The following is a 14,401-nucleotide window of genomic DNA, read 5'->3' as shown; positions in this document are numbered from 1 at the left end:
GTTATCCCCAACGGTTGATTTCTGGCCCCGGCGCCCAGGCGCGGAGCGGTTCGGAAACGGTCGATCTGGCAAGCGCCGCCTGAACGCTGGGCTGTTCCAGCGTGCGGTCAAGCCACGCGGTCGTCAGCGGCGCATGGGCGAAAGCGCCGGGGCGCAGAACCTGCATCCCGGCGAGCCAGGAACAAGTGACGAGGTCGGCAATCGAGAATGTGCTCATCAGCCATTCGCGACCATCGGCCAGCTGCTTCTCGCAGCGCTCGACAGCGGCGGCGACTTTGGTCTCGCTGTCGGCCACTTGGGCAGCATCGACAACATCGTCGTTAAGCGCCTGCCAGCGCTGGCGCAGGTCGTCCGACACGATGCGCGCTGTAAGACTTGCAAACTCTTCGGCAGGGATAGCGATTATGGCCTGCTGCGAGGTGGCGAGATTGCCGAGCAGCGCGGCAGCAGGCGACAAGCGCTCGGTGATCTGGCGGCACCACATCATCATTTCCCAGCGCGCATAGGCGTCCGCCGGTTGCAGCCCGACCCCGCCCGCCGCTTCGTCGAAATACTGCGCCAGGAACACGGACTCGGTCATGGCCTCGCCATTGATGACGAGCACCGGCCCTTCACCCTCGATGCACAGGTCGAGCGCAACCGAGTCGGCAATGCCGGGCAGCGCATGGCGCTCACCGGCAAGCAGGTCGATGCGGCGACATTCGATGTCGAGGCCCGATTGCGCCAGCGCGGCAAGCACGGTCAGCGAAGCACCGTTGGGCTCGCCGTGGTAAAGAACCGCACTCATGCCTCGATCTCCGCCATGATCAGGCCATAGCGATGGGCTAGGTCCGTCTTGCCCATCGCCCAGGTCTTCTTCACCGCGTCGCGGGTGTAGACCCGCTTGAGCCAGCGCATGATGTTCGGCGTCTTGTCCTTGCCGGCCAGATCGGGCTGCGAAAGGGGCAGCGAATAGGTGCTGTTGAAGATGTTGATGTCGGCCAGGCTGTACTCATGCGAGCCGACGTAGGGCCGCTTGCCCAGTTCCTCTTCAAGCTTGGCAATGCCGAGGCCGACGCGGCGGCGGCTTTCAGCCATCTCGCTTTCCGAGAAATCGCCGTTGATCGCCTTGCGCCAGGCCACGCGGCGTTCGGGCAGCGGGATGCGATCGATCGCGGCGTCGAGTTCGGCGGGATCGCGCTGGCGGACCATCGGCCCGACGAACACGCTCCAGCCGATCATCGAGAAGCTGGGGCCAAGCCACTGATCCATGAACTTCATCCACCAGCGCACCCGCCAGCGATCCTGCGCGTCCGACGGCATGAGGTCAGGCCCGTCAAACCGGTCGTTCACGTATTCCATGATCGCGGTGCTCTCGGTCAGCACCAGGCCATTGTGCGTCATCGCCGGGATCGTGCCCTGCGGATTGATCGCGAGGTAATCCGGCTTGTGCTGGTCGAACTGCAGCATGTCGATGTAGTGGCTGGAAAAGGGCACGCCTTTTTCCATCAGCGCCAGCATCGGCTTGCCCGAGTTGGCGTTGGGTTCCCAGTGATAGAGAGTTACCGCGTCCATCTGTTGCCCACTGGTTGCATCGCCTCTCTCCCGATTCCGATACGCGCCGGAATTTGTTAGTAACACATACTAATTGCGCGAGAGCGCGGGTCAAGCCCGCATGCTGTCGAAATACGCATTGAGGAATAAGACGCGGGTGGGGCAGACGGCCATTCTGAACGTTTCACCGAGTGAAAACGGACGGCACGTTAAAAGGGGCACGTCCCGACAGGAACGCACCCCTTTTTGCAGACTGCTGGCTTTGCGCCGGGACTGTCTAGCGCGCAGTCATCGTCCAGAGGAAAAGATGCGTGCGGCCGGAGAGGGGGGCGGCAGCACGAATCTCTTCCGAGAGACGCAAACCCTGCGCCTCCATGACCCCTCTTAGCGCAGTCCAGTCGCTCCAGCGTGTGAGCCCTGTCACGACTTGAGGGAATTTGATCGCACGCGCAGCATCAGCCGAACCTAGGGCAAGGTCGATCGACCGGCCCGGAGCCCGTGTTGCAGCGAAGGCAGCGGATTCAGGAATGCGGCTGTCAAACACCACCAGTGGCCGCGGGCTCGCCACGGCTGCCATCGCGGGCGTTGCGACAACAGCGCCTGCCAGTGCACTGCCCTTGAGCATCGAGCGACGGGAAACGCGCATCAGCCCGCCTTTCCGAGGTACTTCGCCACGGCATCAAGCTCGGCGTCGGTCAAATCGACCTTGGTCTGCTGCGGCATCGCGCCCTTGCCCATGCGGACCACGGTCTTGACGTAATCGGCAGTCAGGTCGGTGCGGTTGGCGAGCAGGCCCTTGTCAGGGCTGTTGCCGGCCATGACCTGTTGCTTGGTCAGGAGGTTGGTGCCCATGCCGCCGGTCAGGTGGCAATAACCGCAATGCACCTCGAACAGCACCTTGCCATCGCCGCCGGGCTTGAGCCTGTCGCCTGTCGGTGCGACCGGGCGCATCTGGTAGGGCGGCGGGGGCCGGGCGGTGGCCCCGGAGGTGCCGCAAAGACGGCGGTTGCGGCAACGCCGAGCGCCGCGACGAGAACGAGCGAAGCGCGGTTCATACCCCAGTCCCCTTGGCGTTGCTCCTGCCGCGCGCGTCCGCATAGGCAGCGGGCCAGATGCCCTGCTTGCCCGGCGCTATGATGCCATTGGGATCGAGCGCGTTCTTCACCTTCTCGCCGAAGCGACGCAGCGCGTGGTTGTTGAAGTCGAAGGTTTCCATCACCGGATCCATCCAACCGAGGTGCGTGCGGTATTCGGCATAACCGGCCTTGGCCGTCTCGGTGATCAGCGCGTCGAACAGCTTGCGCATCTTGACCACCTCGGCCGCATTGTCGCGGTCGTACATCAGCATGTTGACGTTGTTGGCAAAGCGCCCGCCGATGGTGAAGCTGGCGTAGAAGTCGACGTCGAAGTCGGCGATGATCTTGCGGCTGCGGGCCATTTGATCGAGCACGTGCTTGCCGGTGGCCGGGACTACTGGCGAGAAGCCCATGTGCGCCCCGCGTCCGCCGATCCAGTCCGACATCTGCAGCGGCACGGCTGATGGAATGCCCATCGTCGTGTCGACGCCGTGGATGTAGTCCCCGGGATGCCACCAATGCTCTTCGGGAGCGGCGGCCAGATTACGCTTCATCGCCGCCTTGACCACTTCGGCCTTGGCCTTGACCACGCTTTCCTCGCCATAAAGGCGCAGCGCGACCTGCCAGTAGCCAAGCTTGTGCTCCTTCAGCAGTTCCTCGACGCGCCATTCGGGAATGGCCGATGGCTTGTCCCAGAAGTCCTGCCGTTGGCCCTTGAGGACCATCTTGCCCAGCCACGACGGTATGAACACGTTCTGGTCGATCAGGCCCGAAATCTTGAGCGGGGCGATGGTGTCGACCACCCAGCCGATGTCCTCGACCTTCGGGATGTCCCACACGACCTCGAGCGAGCTTTCCGGCGCAGGTTGCAGCCACACACCGGCCTTGGTCACCACGCCCAGGTTCGATTGCGAGAAGGCGAGGTCGAAGGTCGGGCCATAGCTCATCGGAAAGAGGTGCCAGGCCGGATTGTTGCTCATTGCGCCCATGCCGGTGCGGACAAGGTCGCCATCGGGCAGCACGGCCTCGATCCCGCAAAGATTGCGGGCGTGCAAGCCATAGGGCGTGTAGCCGATGCCATGTTCGAGGGCGTTGCCCAGCACCGAACCCCAGGCATTGCCCGGCACCGACATCCACAGCGGCGCCTTCTCACGCTGGATGTGCTCGTAAAGGTCGAAGAAACCGACGCCCGGCTCGACCACGCAATAGGCAAGCTTGCTGTCCAGCTCGAGCACCTTGTTCATGCGGCCAAGGTCAAGCACCACCGTGCCCGGCAGGCGCGGCGCGGCAGTGCCGTAGCCCAGGTTCTTGCCGCGTGCGACGGGCCACAGCGGCGTCTTGTGCTCGTTTGCCAGCCGCACGATCGCGCGCACTTCCTCGACCGAGGCAGGTGCGACCGCAGCCGATGCCGGCCACTCCTCCGTGCTGCCGGGCGCGTAAGTATCTGCATAGGCGTCGCGGTCGGCGTCCGAGTCCATCACCCAGTCCTTGCCGACCACGCCGGCGAAGGCGGTCATTGCCGCCTGGAACTGCTTGGGACTGACGCGCGGAGGCAGGTGCAGCTTCAAGGCGTGGACTCTCCCGTCACTTCTTTTCTAACAATTGTTATTGTTTGCAGGACTTGTGATATGCCGTCAAGCCTCACGTCAGCGCGTAATACTTCACGTAATTCCCGTCCGGCTTGCGCTCGCCCACGCCGATGAACACATGCCGCGTCAGCCAGTCGTGCTTGCCCTTGCTGGTCTCGAAAGTGGGCTGGGCGCGCAGGTAGTATTCCGCGTGCGGCACCGGCTCTCCCCCGGCAAAGGCCCAGGCACGCAGGCGGTCCATCGTTCCCGGCTCGCGGCCCCACAGGAAGCCCTTGTTCTGCATGTAGATCAGCGTGCCATCATCGACTTCGAGCACATAACGCGCGTCGAACACGGCTGTGTCGTCAGGCCGGAAGAACGCATAATCGCCGCCCGAATTGGGCACCGCCCTGCCCTTCAGGCGCGGCCCTTCGAACTCGCCTTCGTCCACGTAGACCGCGCTACGCATGCCCCCGAAGGCAGGTCCGGCACCATCTGGACGCGGGTGAAGCGCAACCGGCAGGCGAAGGCGAATTCGAGGCGAGGATTGTCGAGCGTGGAGAAGTCCATGAGTTGCCTCAATAGTTCGAGAGGATCGTCAGGCTCGGCCCGTCAAGCGGCTTGCCGGCCTTCTGCTTGGCAAGCTCGTCGGCACGGGTCTTGCCCTGCAGGTCAATCAGATAGGCGTGGATCGCATCGGCATCGCCGGGCGAGAGGATATCGTCCCAGCGCGGCATCCCGTTCGGCGTCAGCAGCCCTTGCAGCACGATCTGGCGGAACGCCTCGTGCGTGCCCGGCTGCATCCGGCGCAGATCGGGCGTGATCGAGCGCGGCTGGTTGGCGTGGCAAATGGCGCAGTTGCCAAAGAACAGCCCCTGCCCCTTTGCGATGGTGGCCGCGGTGACGCCGGCGGACTGTGCAGGGGGCTCGGGCGCGACTTCCAGTGGCGGCAGCAGATCGGGCATCGGCACCGTGCCGCCACCCAGCTTGAACACCAGCAACCGGTTCATGTTGCCGCGCGTGTAGGCAGCGGAATAGCGCGGCACGAACGGATAGCCGCCCCCGCCCCATCCGGCCATGACCGCGATGTACTGCACGCCACCGACCTCGTAGGTCATTGGCGCCGCCATGATCGGGGTGCCGGTGTCGATTTCCTTGAGCAGCTTTCCGGTCTTCGTTTCGCGCACGAACAGCTTGCCGGTGACGCCGCCATAGATGGTAAGGCCCGATGCAGTCGTCAGCACGCCACCACGATCCTGCCAGCCAGCGGTGTCGGCCGACCAGACGGTCTTGCCGGTCAGCGGATCGATCGCGCGGATCTGCGCAGTGGCTGGTTGCCGCAGCGCTTCCTGATAGGCAGGCAGCTTGCGCACGGCATCACCGAACTCGGGCGGAAATGCCGCCAGCGCTTCCTTCACATCGGGCGTGAAGATAAGCGCCGCGTCGTTGTTGAGCCCGCGCGCCTTGAGCGGCTTGGCCCCCGGCGTCATGAAGATCAGGTTGCCCATGTCGAGCACGGCGCCAATGTAGAGCCCGGTCGCCGGGTCGTAGCTGGCCGGATGCCAGTTGCGCGCACCGGTCGTGGCCGGGAACACGATCTTCGGGCCGGTGGTATAGTCCGCCGCTTCCGGATCAAGGATCGGGCGTCCGGTTTTCTGATCGATGCCCTTGGCCCAGTTGGTGCGCACGATGGGATTGGCGCGCAGCAGCTTCCCGTCGCGCCGGTCGAGAATGTAGAGGTAGCCGTTCTTGGGCGCGTGCAGCACGACCGGACGGTTCTCGCCATCGATGTCTATGCGCGTGAAGATCATCGGCTGCGTGGCGGTGAAGTCCCAGTTGTCGCCCGGCGTTTCCTGATAGTGCCACTTCATCCGCCCCGTCTTCGGATCGAGCGCGACGAGGCTGGCGAGGTAGAGGTTGTCCCCGCCCGCCGGCGAGCGCTTCGACGTCGCATAGGGCCCGCCGTTCCCGGTGCCGACGAGGACCAGCCCGGTTTCCGGGTCGTAGTTGATCGCATCCCACGGACTACCGCCACCGCCGATGTCCCAGCGGCTGTTCGGGTCCCAGGTCTTGAGCGCGGCTTCAAGCTCCGGCGTCTCCTGCGGCCCGAGCTTCGGATCGTGCGGCACGACATGCCAGCGCCAGCGCAGCTTGCCAGTGTCGAGATCGAGCGCAGTGACATAGCCACGCACGTCGTATTCCGCGCCGCCCATGCCGATCACCACGACATCGCCCGCAACTTCCGGGGCGCCAGTGGAATTGTCGCCCTTGGCGCGGTTCTCGATGAAGTCGCTCTTCCACACGACCGCGCCGGTCCGCGCATCGAGCGCGTACATCCAGCCATCGAGCGACGCGACGAACACCTTGCCCCGCGCCACGGCGACACCGCGATTGACCATGTCGCAGCAGACCGTGCGGTTGACCTGCATGTCGACTTCGGGCTCGAAGCGCCACAGTTCCTTGCCGCTCGCCGCATCGAAGGCATAGGCGCGACCGGCAGTGCCCGACGTATAGAGCACGCCATCGACGACGACGGGGGTCGCTTCCTGCCCCCGGAAGGTGTCGAGATCAGCCGCCCAGGCGAGGCCGAGTTGGCTGACATTCTGCGCATTGATCGCGGTCAGGCGCGAATGGTGCGTCTTGCCGGAATCGCCGCCGGGACTGGCCCACTCCCGCCCTGCACCCTCGGTCAGCGCTGTGGCCCCGCCGAGCGAGCAGGCGGCAAGGCCAAGAAACAGACTGGCAAGCAGCTGGCGCATCACAGCGCGTCCCATGGGCTGGGCATGCGGTAGGGCACGGTAATGAAGTTCGCCTCGATCTGCTCGATCATGCCGTGGTCGATCTTGAACAGCTCGGAAATATAGAAGCTGTGCGGGCGCAGCACGGGGCTTTTCACGGTGCGCCCGTCGGTCAGCTGGAACTCCCGCAAGCGGCCGGAATGGTCGATGAAGCCGAACGCCAGCACCAGCCCGCGCTCCTCATCCACCAGCGGGAAGCGGCGGGCGCGCAAGTCGTCGTCGTAGCGATAATTGCCCATGCGGAACTGCTCTTCGCAGCCGAGCGCCGAGACCGGCACGATCTTGGCGAAATCGGGATTGCGCGTGGTCTGGACTCCGTTTTCCACCCGGTTGCAATCGGGGTGGAACTTCGTGTGGATCGTCCCGTCATTGCGCTGGAGCGTGTCGAAGTAGCCGTTCGACAGGCGCACCATTTCCTCGCGCGTAACCGGCGCTTGCGCTTCGCGGTGCAGGATCGGCTTGTCCCAGTAGCGGCAGTTCTCGAACTTGATGCCACTGTCGGACTGGCGGACGATCAGCATCTCGCACTCCACGATGCGCCCCGCTTCGTTCAGCCCCAGCCGCAGGGTGAAGGCGGATTCCTCGATGGGTTCGATCACCGTGCCGAAATAGCCCACCTGACCCGTCTTCACATCGGCAAAGCGCAACTGATAGTCGCCCAGCCGGTCGATAGTGCCCCAAACGCCGTCGCCAATCTCCAGCATGACGTTGTTCTCGCTGTGATGCGCGCCCGGCGCCCAATCGAGCGCGTGCGGATCGCGCGCGTTCAACGCTGCCAGGAACCGGTCAAGAACGGCATAGAGCTCGGCGCGGGTCATCGATTCTCCCAAGACAAATTGAGGCTTTGACGGCCTTCTCAGGTCAAGGCATACTCTACCAATTGTTATAAATAAAGGGGAGAGGCGCATGGCGCGGACACAGGCGGAACAGGCCAACCACGACCTCGTGCTGGAGATGTATCACAAGGTCCTGATCGCGATGGATAGCAGCGCGGTCGACCGCTACATCGCGCCGGGTTACGTCCAGCATTCCTCGCTGGCCGAGCCGACAGTAGAGGCGCTCAAGGGCTTCCTCGACCGCGTGCGAGCCGAATCGCCCGAGGCCACGCAGACCATCCACCGCAGCTTCGTCGATGGCGACCATGTCATCACCCACACCCATGTGGTGCGCTGGCCGGGCGATCCGGGCCTTGCCGTGGTCGATATCTTCCGGGTGGAAGACGGCATGATCGTCGAGCACTGGGACGTAATTCAGGATGTTCCGGCCCAGCCGGTCAACCCCAACAGCATGTTTTGAAGGGAGAAGAACGATGCGCCTCGTATTCGCAGCAATTGCCCTCGCCCTCACCGCCAGTGCCGCGCAGGCGAAGGAATGCAAGCTGACCCCGAAGCAGGTCGTCAGCAACTTCATGGACGAGTTCTACATCCAGAAGAAGGTCCGCTCCTCGTTCGAGCGCTGGGTCGATCCCGGTTACATCCAGCACAACCCCTATGCCGCCACCGGCCGTGAAGCCGCCATCGGGTTCCTCGAGAAGTTCGTGGCCGAAAACCCCGGCCAGCGCACGACGATCCACCGCATCATCGCCGATGGCAATCTTGTCGCGGTCCATAGTCACGGCTGGATTGAAAACGGCGACGCAGCGGCCAAGCGGGGCTTTGCCGTGGTTGACATCTTCCGTGTCGAGGGCTGCCGGGTGATGGAGCATTGGGACGTGCTTTCGCCCGTGCCGGAGGCTTCGGCCAATACCAACACGATGTTTTGAAACTCCCTGCCCGTCATCCCGGCGCAGGCCGGGATCCATAACGGCGCAATCGTGCGGGACAGAGAGGCAATGGACCCCGGCCTGCGCCGGGGCGACGAAGAATTGGACTAGGAGCAGCGAACTATGCGGTTCGACAACAAGTGCGTGGCAATCCTTGGCGGCAACGCTGGCATCGGCCTTGCCGCAGCGCGAATGTTTGCCGCCGAGGGTGCCAAGCTCGCCATCACCGGGCGCAACGCCGAAACCTTGCGTGCGGTGGCCGAAGAGCTTGATGCCCTGTGCGTCCGCTCGGACATCGGCGACCTTGGCCAGACCGAAGCGGCGCTGGGCGAGATCGAGGACGCGCTTGGCGGAATCGACGTGCTGTTCGTCAACGCTGGCGTCGGCGGGTTCGCAATGGTCCCCGACGTCACGCCCGAGTTCTGGGACCATATCCACACAGTGAACCTGCGCGGCGCGTTCTTTGCGATCCAGAAGGCGCTGCCAATGATGCGCGACGGCGGGTCGATCGTCATCACCGGCTCTATCGGATCGACCGCCGCGGTGCCCGGCAATGTCGCCTATGCCGCCGCCAAGGCTGGCCTCAGGGCGATGGCGCGCATCGTCGGCAAGGAACTGCTGCCGCGCCGTATCCGGGTAAACATGGTCAGCCCCGGCCCGACCGACACCGAAATCTTCAAGCGCGACGCTACGCCTGACGAGATCCAAGGGATGCGCGACATGCTCTCGTCGGTCGTGCCGATCGGCCGCATGGGCACTGCGGAAGAAGTGGCGTGCGCGGTGCTGTTCCTCGCCAGTGCGGAGGCCAGCTTCATCAACGGCGTGGACCTCAGCGTCGATGGCGGGTGCATCGAACTGGGCTGACTACTGGTTCGGCCCCGCCTCGGCCGCGCCCTTCAGCGTAGTGCCTGTGCTATCTGGCAGCGTCCAGATGATCAGGTTCAACACCATGATCCCGGCGAGCGTCAGCATCAGCACCGGCCGCTTGCGCTCACCCCGGCGCAGCAGGAACACCGCCCCACCGACCAGAGCAATGGCGGCCAGCATCATCAGCGAAAGCGCGGCATCAAGCATGCAGGATTCCTTGAATGCGGCACCGGCCCGCTCCTCCGGCCCGACCACCCGGCAGTGCCTCCTATGGGTGGTCGGGCCGGAGGAGCGGGCCGGTGCCGCCAATCAGAATCCGTTAGCGGCTGAACAGGCCCTTGGCCATACCGGCAAGATCGTCGAGCGGATTGCCGTCGCCGTCCCTGTCAAGGAACGCCGAAACCTTGCTCAGCGCATCGGGATTCTGGCCGAGCGCCGAGGCAAAGCTCGCCAATGCGCCCTCGCCGCCGATATGGCCGACGATCTCCTGCAGCTTCGAAGCATCGAGCCCGGAATTGGCCGCTGCCGTCTCGATCGTGTCGCCTTTCGACTGGTGCCCCGCCGCCAGCGCCGCAATCGCGTTCTCCGCCATGTCGGGATCGATGCCGACCTTTGCCGCAAGGTTCTTCACATCGACATTGCCGGCCACCTGGCCAAGGATCGAATCGAACAGGCTCATTGGAAATCCCCTTCTCTGCCGCATGCAGAGTAACAGGCGTCAGTCAGACTTCCAGAGCGTGAATTTCCGCCCGCCGCCTTGCCCCATCGCGCCGCACCAGCAACGCCGAATACTCCGGCACCTCGATCCACGTGGCGAAATCGCGGGTCAGCGGCTCGGAAGCGACAATCACGCTGTCGGCATCGATGGCGCCGCCGGTCAACTTCCATTCGCCCTCGTGCAGGCCATAGTCGCGTCCGCAGGTGTACCACATCGAGAGATACTCCGAGCTGCCCTGCAGCGCGCCCGCATCGAAGTGCCCGAAGTCGAAAGTGAAACGCACCGCAGCGAGGTTGGTGCCATCGCAGAACATCAGGTTGGTCGAACTCGACCGCGTAATCCCATGCCGCGCCCGCGCCTCGCGCAGCACGCTCAAGGCATGGCGGATGGCGGCGAGGATGGCGTCCGGCTCGTTGATCCCGCCCGGATCGGGAAGTGCCGAGACGACCAGCGCATAGATCCATTCGCTGTCGGTAGAGCCCTGGATCTGCCTGGCGAACTCGGGCCGGATATGCGGGGCAAGATCGAAGCGCATGTCGCGAAATCCCGCAAGATCACCGTTGTGCGCCATGGACAGGGGCACCCCATCGAAGCGGAAGGGATGGCAGTTCTGCTCGTTGATCTGGACGGTCGAGTTGTAGGGCACGCCGCGAATGTGGGCTAGCAGTGCGGATGAACGCAGCTTTCCGGCCAGCGCCTTGAGATTGCGGTCGAACAGCGCGACTTGCGTCGTGCGATAGCGGAAGGGCACGTTGGGGCATGGCTTGCTTCGTCCCACGCCGCCATGCCGAAGCCTGCCAGATTCAGCATTTGCAGCATCTGCGCGCCGATGGTCTGGTTGAGCAGCGAGGAATCAGGCGCATAGAGCAGGTCGTCGAGCAGGACTGGCGTGCCGAGATAGCTCAGGATGCGGCACATCAGCCCAGCTCCCCGGCATGGTTGAACCGCGCCAGGGACAGCGAGCGCCCGAGATGGCGATTGGCCTTGCGCTGGTCCTGCACCAGTTGCCGACCGAATGCGGCGTGGAGCGCGGGCAGCCACGGCGGCGCCTCTCTCTCCAGCGCGGCCAGCGTATGGCCAGGAAGATGGACAAGTTGCGCCTGTTCCGCCGCCGTCACCAGCAGGGGCTGCGGCCCGCCGTCGCTGTGGCCGGTCAGGCCGACAAAGCAGCCGGGTCCGAACACGAAGACCTGCTCCGCCATTGCGCCCCGTGGCACCGCTGCGCGCACTGCCCCGCGCAAGACAAGAAACAGGCCGTCCTGGCTATCGCCGGGAGCAGCGACCTTAGCACCCCGCCGCGCTTCCAGCAGCGTCCCCGTCCCCACAACATTCTCGATCCCCTTCAGGCGACCAAGCCCTCGCGCCAGCGCGGCAGCATCGACACGCGACGGGACCGGTCCCGGGCCGGAATGCAATTGCCGCAGCGAAAGAGGATCGAAATGCCCCTCGGAAACGATCCGCTCCAATGTCTGCCGAGTGCGCGCGGCCACGAGGCGGCGCAAGGCGTGGCCGAGTTGCATGGCCCAGTCCGAGCCATCGGCCAGCAGCGCCCGAAAGCGGCGGCCTGACACCACCAGCCCGCACGTGTCCTCAACCGCCTTGACCCGGGCCGAACGCGGGCCGTCGTCCAGCAGCGCAAACTCGCCCACGACTTCGCCGGGACGGATCGCCGAGATTACCGCATTGTCGTCACCCGGGATGCGCGCGGCGATTTCCAGCAGGCCTTTTTCGACAAGGTAGAGTGCATCGGCATGATCGCCTTGCCGGAACAGCACCTCTCCCGCGCCGACGGCAAACGGCGAGGCATTGCCCAGCAGTGCCGCCCACGTCTCGCGATCGAACCCGGCAAGTTGCGCCGGTGCCTGCGCTCTCTCTCCCATGGCGGGAGATTGCGCCTGCCCCGCCGTAACGTCAATCTGCCTCGGCGAGCGCCTGCAACTGGTCGGCGCAGGCGTTCCACCCGGCTTCGAAGCCCATCTCGGCGTGGCTCTGCATGGCCTCCTCGGTCCAGTGCCGGGCGCTGGCGGTATAGCGCGTGCCATCGCCCTCCGGCGCCACTTCCCAGATACCGATCATGAACGGTCCCGATGGCTCGAAGTCATGCGTCACCGCATCTGTCGTGATAAACCGCCGGCCTTCCTCCCAGGCGAGGAATATCCCCTCCTGCGGCATCTCCTCGCCATCCGGGCCGTGCATGACCATCGCCGACCGGCCTCCGGGCCGACGCTCCTGAGCGACCATGGTGATGTGCCACGGCTTGGGGCACCACCATTCCTCCTGCCGGTTGGCGAGCACGTCCCAGACCTTGACCGGGCTGGCCGCAATATACCGAGTGATCGAAAGCTCGTGCATGTCTGTCTCCTTGCATGTCAATCGCGATCGGGCGCACCAAGCGGGAAGTAGTGCCGGAACCGCCGGGCATCCTCGACGCAGCGCGCGACCGGCGGCAATGCCAGAAGGTGCGCGCGCCACGTCCGCAGGCGGGCGCAGTCATCGGGGATGCGCACCACCCAGTCGGCGTAGAACAGCGAGGGCGCGGCGGCGCATTCGATCAGGCTGATCGTCGCGGGCATCGCATATCCCGCCAGCCATGCGTCGATCCAGCGATAGGCGCGCGTGACGCGCTGCTCGACCCGCGCCTGCACTTCGGCCGAGACCGCCCCATGCCGGATCGCATCGTCGATGCTGTCCTGCATCGCGTTCATCACGTAATTGTCAAATACCCGGTCAATCATGCGCGTGCGGATCGCGTCGTCTGCTTCCACAGGCATGAGCGGCGCGGGACCGGGATGATGAAGCGCAAGATACTCGATGATCGAGGTCGCCTCGAACACCTCGCGCTGCCCATCTACCAGCAGCGGAAACTTGCCCATCGGACTGGCCTGCTGGACCCGTGCATAGGCGGCTTCGTGCTCAGGGTTTTCCGCATCAAGGCTATGGAATGTGAATGGCGTGCCATTGGCATAAAGCGCGATCAGCGCCTTCCATGTGTAGGATGAGAACGGGTGACCGTAGAGCGCGAGCATCAGGCTTCTCCTCGGACTGCGGCCTCAATCGCGGCATGATCGATCTTGTGCATGGTCATCATTGCGGTGAAGACGCGGGCGCGGACGGCGGGATCGCCATGGGCCATCCCGTTCGTGAGGACGCGCGGGGTGATCTGCCAACTCAGGCCCCACTTGTCCTTGCACCAGCCGCAAGCACTCTCGGCACCACCATTGCTGACGATGGCGTTCCAGTAACGGTCGGTTTCCTCCTGTGAATCGGTCGCGACCTGAAACGAGAACGCTTCGCTATGCGGGAACAGCGGGCCGCCGTTGAGGCCGATGCACGGAATGCCGAGTACGGTGAAATCGACTGTCAGCACCGTGTCGGCGGAACCGCCAGGAAAATCGGTCGGCGCGCGATGGCTGGCTCTGACATGGCTGTCGGGGAATGTTGCAGCGTAGAAACTCGCCGCCTCCTCGGCGTCGCCGTTGTACCACAGGCACACCGTTACTGGAGGGACGGTCATGCCTGCATCTCCGCGATCAGGGTCAGCGCCCCGCCATTGGCACCGCAATCGCTGCGCGCGATCATGCGATAATCCATCGGCGACTGCGGATCGGGCGCAGAAAAGCTCCAGCCAACCACCGCTTGGTCGAAGTCCGCCGCGCCCTCGTCATCGCTGGTCATCAATTCGTACCAGCAGAACGGAACAGCGCGGCTCACACCCTCTGCCCCAGATCGAGCATCGTGGTGAAGCCCCCGGTGATCATCCGCGTCCCGTCGAAGGGCATGTCCATCGGCTCGCTGCTTTCGGACATGAGCTTTTCCATCGCGGCGTGCGCGGCATCGCGGGTCTGCCGGTCAGGCCATTCCGCCCAGCTAAACACGATTGTCTCTTCGCTTGTCGCCTCAGTAGCGCGGTGGAAATCCGTGCGCTTGCCATGGGGCACATCTTCTCCCCAAGCCTCGACCACCCGCAGCGCGCCATGCTCGACCAGCATGGCGTCGAACTTGCGGGCGACTGCCTCGTACTTCTCGCGATTGGCGGTCGGCACCGCCAGCACGAACCCGTCTACATAGGGCATGGGCCT

The 14,401-nt window shown here is 64.5% G+C and carries 21 protein-coding genes; 3 read left to right on the top strand and 18 right to left on the bottom strand.

Going from position 1 to position 14,401, the window contains the following annotated elements; all coding sequences use genetic code 11:
• Position 1: 1 nt before the first annotated feature.
• The 8 genes from C7W88_RS07660 to C7W88_RS07625 all read right to left on the bottom strand — a co-directional run bounded on the left by C7W88_RS07660 (position 2) and on the right by C7W88_RS07625 (position 7,793).
• Positions 2-787 carry a glutathione S-transferase family protein gene (locus C7W88_RS07660; protein ID WP_118073095.1) on the bottom strand — a complete coding sequence of 262 codons (786 nt, stop codon included), beginning with the start codon at positions 785-787 and terminating at the stop codon, positions 2-4.
• Positions 784-1,554: a glutathione S-transferase family protein gene (locus tag C7W88_RS07655; RefSeq protein WP_118073094.1), complete on the bottom strand. Its 771-nt coding sequence runs from the start codon at positions 1,552-1,554 to the stop codon at positions 784-786. The genes C7W88_RS07660 and C7W88_RS07655 overlap by 4 nt, the downstream gene beginning before the upstream one ends.
• Positions 1,555-1,810: 256 nt before the next feature.
• On the bottom strand, positions 1,811-2,179 hold the full coding sequence (locus C7W88_RS07650; protein ID WP_118073093.1) for a twin-arginine translocation signal domain-containing protein: 369 nt from the start codon (positions 2,177-2,179) through the stop codon (positions 1,811-1,813).
• Complete coding sequence (locus C7W88_RS07645; RefSeq protein ID WP_162895951.1) at positions 2,179-2,484, bottom strand: cytochrome c; 306 nt, start codon at positions 2,482-2,484, stop codon at positions 2,179-2,181. The genes C7W88_RS07650 and C7W88_RS07645 overlap by 1 nt, the downstream gene beginning before the upstream one ends.
• A 100-nt stretch (positions 2,485-2,584) precedes the next feature.
• The gene (locus C7W88_RS07640; RefSeq protein WP_118073091.1) at positions 2,585-4,177 is read right to left on the bottom strand and encodes an FAD-binding oxidoreductase; all 1,593 of its coding nucleotides are present in this window, start codon (positions 4,175-4,177) and stop codon (positions 2,585-2,587) included.
• Positions 4,178-4,250: 73 nt separating this feature from the next.
• A complete protein-coding gene (locus C7W88_RS07635) occupies positions 4,251-4,646 on the bottom strand; it encodes a DUF3237 domain-containing protein (RefSeq protein ID WP_370073212.1) in 396 nt (131 codons plus the stop codon).
• A 109-nt stretch (positions 4,647-4,755) separates the two neighbouring features.
• Positions 4,756-6,936: a PQQ-dependent dehydrogenase, methanol/ethanol family gene (locus tag C7W88_RS07630; RefSeq protein ID WP_118074651.1), complete on the bottom strand. Its 2,181-nt coding sequence runs from the start codon at positions 6,934-6,936 to the stop codon at positions 4,756-4,758.
• Positions 6,936-7,793 carry a hypothetical protein gene (locus C7W88_RS07625; RefSeq protein WP_118073090.1) on the bottom strand — a complete coding sequence of 286 codons (858 nt, stop codon included), beginning with the start codon at positions 7,791-7,793 and terminating at the stop codon, positions 6,936-6,938. Before C7W88_RS07625 ends, C7W88_RS07630 begins: the two co-directional genes overlap by 1 nt.
• Before the next feature lie 88 nt (positions 7,794-7,881).
• Here C7W88_RS07625 and C7W88_RS07620 point away from each other — a divergent pair, with 88 nt between their 5' ends.
• From C7W88_RS07620 to C7W88_RS07610, 3 genes are all read left to right on the top strand, one after another.
• Positions 7,882-8,271, top strand: a complete 390-nt coding sequence (locus C7W88_RS07620; protein WP_118073089.1) for a nuclear transport factor 2 family protein — start codon at positions 7,882-7,884, stop codon at positions 8,269-8,271.
• Positions 8,272-8,284: 13 nt separating this feature from the next.
• Positions 8,285-8,737 (top strand): nuclear transport factor 2 family protein, encoded by a 453-nt coding sequence (locus C7W88_RS07615; RefSeq protein ID WP_162895950.1) that lies wholly within the window; start codon positions 8,285-8,287, stop codon positions 8,735-8,737.
• A gap of 123 nt (positions 8,738-8,860) precedes the next feature.
• The gene (locus C7W88_RS07610) at positions 8,861-9,601 is read left to right on the top strand and encodes an SDR family oxidoreductase (protein ID WP_118073087.1); all 741 of its coding nucleotides are present in this window, start codon (positions 8,861-8,863) and stop codon (positions 9,599-9,601) included.
• Here the strand turns inward: C7W88_RS07610 and C7W88_RS07605 are convergent, their stop codons facing one another.
• From C7W88_RS07605 to C7W88_RS07565, 10 genes are all read right to left on the bottom strand, one after another.
• Positions 9,602-9,859: a hypothetical protein gene (locus C7W88_RS07605; protein ID WP_370073211.1), complete on the bottom strand. Its 258-nt coding sequence runs from the start codon at positions 9,857-9,859 to the stop codon at positions 9,602-9,604. It lies immediately after the preceding gene.
• Between the two features lie 64 nt (positions 9,860-9,923).
• Entirely contained in the window at positions 9,924-10,283 is a 360-nt protein-coding gene (locus tag C7W88_RS07600; RefSeq protein WP_118073086.1) for a hypothetical protein, read from the bottom strand.
• A 43-nt stretch (positions 10,284-10,326) separates the two neighbouring features.
• Entirely contained in the window at positions 10,327-11,073 is a 747-nt protein-coding gene (locus C7W88_RS07595) for a class II glutamine amidotransferase (protein WP_162895949.1), read from the bottom strand.
• A complete protein-coding gene (locus C7W88_RS22595; protein ID WP_162895948.1) occupies positions 10,983-11,240 on the bottom strand; it encodes a hypothetical protein in 258 nt (85 codons plus the stop codon). Before C7W88_RS22595 ends, C7W88_RS07595 begins: the two co-directional genes overlap by 91 nt.
• Positions 11,240-12,202 carry a cyclic nucleotide-binding domain-containing protein gene (locus tag C7W88_RS07590; RefSeq protein WP_118073084.1) on the bottom strand — a complete coding sequence of 321 codons (963 nt, stop codon included), beginning with the start codon at positions 12,200-12,202 and terminating at the stop codon, positions 11,240-11,242. Before C7W88_RS07590 ends, C7W88_RS22595 begins: the two co-directional genes overlap by 1 nt.
• A gap of 31 nt (positions 12,203-12,233) precedes the next feature.
• On the bottom strand, positions 12,234-12,674 hold the full coding sequence (locus C7W88_RS07585) for an SRPBCC family protein (protein WP_118073083.1): 441 nt from the start codon (positions 12,672-12,674) through the stop codon (positions 12,234-12,236).
• A 17-nt stretch (positions 12,675-12,691) separates the two neighbouring features.
• A complete protein-coding gene (locus tag C7W88_RS07580) occupies positions 12,692-13,348 on the bottom strand; it encodes a glutathione S-transferase family protein (protein WP_370073210.1) in 657 nt (218 codons plus the stop codon).
• Entirely contained in the window at positions 13,348-13,836 is a 489-nt protein-coding gene (locus C7W88_RS07575; protein WP_118073081.1) for a VOC family protein, read from the bottom strand. The genes C7W88_RS07580 and C7W88_RS07575 overlap by 1 nt, the downstream gene beginning before the upstream one ends.
• On the bottom strand, positions 13,833-14,033 hold the full coding sequence (locus C7W88_RS07570; protein WP_118073080.1) for a hypothetical protein: 201 nt from the start codon (positions 14,031-14,033) through the stop codon (positions 13,833-13,835). The genes C7W88_RS07575 and C7W88_RS07570 overlap by 4 nt, the downstream gene beginning before the upstream one ends.
• Entirely contained in the window at positions 14,030-14,395 is a 366-nt protein-coding gene (locus C7W88_RS07565; RefSeq protein WP_118073079.1) for a DUF1428 domain-containing protein, read from the bottom strand. Before C7W88_RS07565 ends, C7W88_RS07570 begins: the two co-directional genes overlap by 4 nt.
• Positions 14,396-14,401: the final 6 nt, after the last annotated feature.

Origin of the sequence: Novosphingobium sp. THN1 (genome assembly GCF_003454795.1) — a bacterium.
Lineage (GTDB): Bacteria > Pseudomonadota > Alphaproteobacteria > Sphingomonadales > Sphingomonadaceae > Novosphingobium.
The sequence above is the reverse complement of the archived record's forward strand: the minus strand, read 5'-3'. Positions and strand labels throughout refer to the sequence as shown.

Bases quoted from the DNA above. Each gene is read 5' to 3' on its own strand.
- C7W88_RS07660 (WP_118073095.1), bottom strand. From the start codon at position 787: ATGAGTGCGGTTCTTTACCACGGCGAGCCCAACGGTGCTTCGCTGACC.
- C7W88_RS07655 (WP_118073094.1), bottom strand. From the start codon at position 1,554: ATGGACGCGGTAACTCTCTATCACTGGGAACCCAACGCCAACTCGGGC.
- C7W88_RS07650 (WP_118073093.1), bottom strand. From the start codon at position 2,179: ATGCGCGTTTCCCGTCGCTCGATGCTCAAGGGCAGTGCACTGGCAGGC.
- C7W88_RS07645 (WP_162895951.1), bottom strand. From the start codon at position 2,484: ATGCGCCCGGTCGCACCGACAGGCGACAGGCTCAAGCCCGGCGGCGAT.
- C7W88_RS07635 (WP_370073212.1), bottom strand. From the start codon at position 4,646: ATGCGTAGCGCGGTCTACGTGGACGAAGGCGAGTTCGAAGGGCCGCGC.
- C7W88_RS07630 (WP_118074651.1), bottom strand. From the start codon at position 6,936: ATGCGCCAGCTGCTTGCCAGTCTGTTTCTTGGCCTTGCCGCCTGCTCG.
- C7W88_RS07625 (WP_118073090.1), bottom strand. From the start codon at position 7,793: ATGACCCGCGCCGAGCTCTATGCCGTTCTTGACCGGTTCCTGGCAGCG.
- C7W88_RS07620 (WP_118073089.1), top strand. From the start codon at position 7,882: ATGGCGCGGACACAGGCGGAACAGGCCAACCACGACCTCGTGCTGGAG.
- C7W88_RS07615 (WP_162895950.1), top strand. From the start codon at position 8,285: ATGCGCCTCGTATTCGCAGCAATTGCCCTCGCCCTCACCGCCAGTGCC.
- C7W88_RS07610 (WP_118073087.1), top strand. From the start codon at position 8,861: ATGCGGTTCGACAACAAGTGCGTGGCAATCCTTGGCGGCAACGCTGGC.
- C7W88_RS07600 (WP_118073086.1), bottom strand. From the start codon at position 10,283: ATGAGCCTGTTCGATTCGATCCTTGGCCAGGTGGCCGGCAATGTCGAT.
- C7W88_RS22595 (WP_162895948.1), bottom strand. From the start codon at position 11,240: ATGTGCCGCATCCTGAGCTATCTCGGCACGCCAGTCCTGCTCGACGAC.
- C7W88_RS07590 (WP_118073084.1), bottom strand. From the start codon at position 12,202: ATGGGAGAGAGAGCGCAGGCACCGGCGCAACTTGCCGGGTTCGATCGC.
- C7W88_RS07585 (WP_118073083.1), bottom strand. From the start codon at position 12,674: ATGCACGAGCTTTCGATCACTCGGTATATTGCGGCCAGCCCGGTCAAG.
- C7W88_RS07580 (WP_370073210.1), bottom strand. From the start codon at position 13,348: ATGCTCGCGCTCTACGGTCACCCGTTCTCATCCTACACATGGAAGGCG.
- C7W88_RS07575 (WP_118073081.1), bottom strand. From the start codon at position 13,836: ATGACCGTCCCTCCAGTAACGGTGTGCCTGTGGTACAACGGCGACGCC.
- C7W88_RS07565 (WP_118073079.1), bottom strand. From the start codon at position 14,395: ATGCCCTATGTAGACGGGTTCGTGCTGGCGGTGCCGACCGCCAATCGC.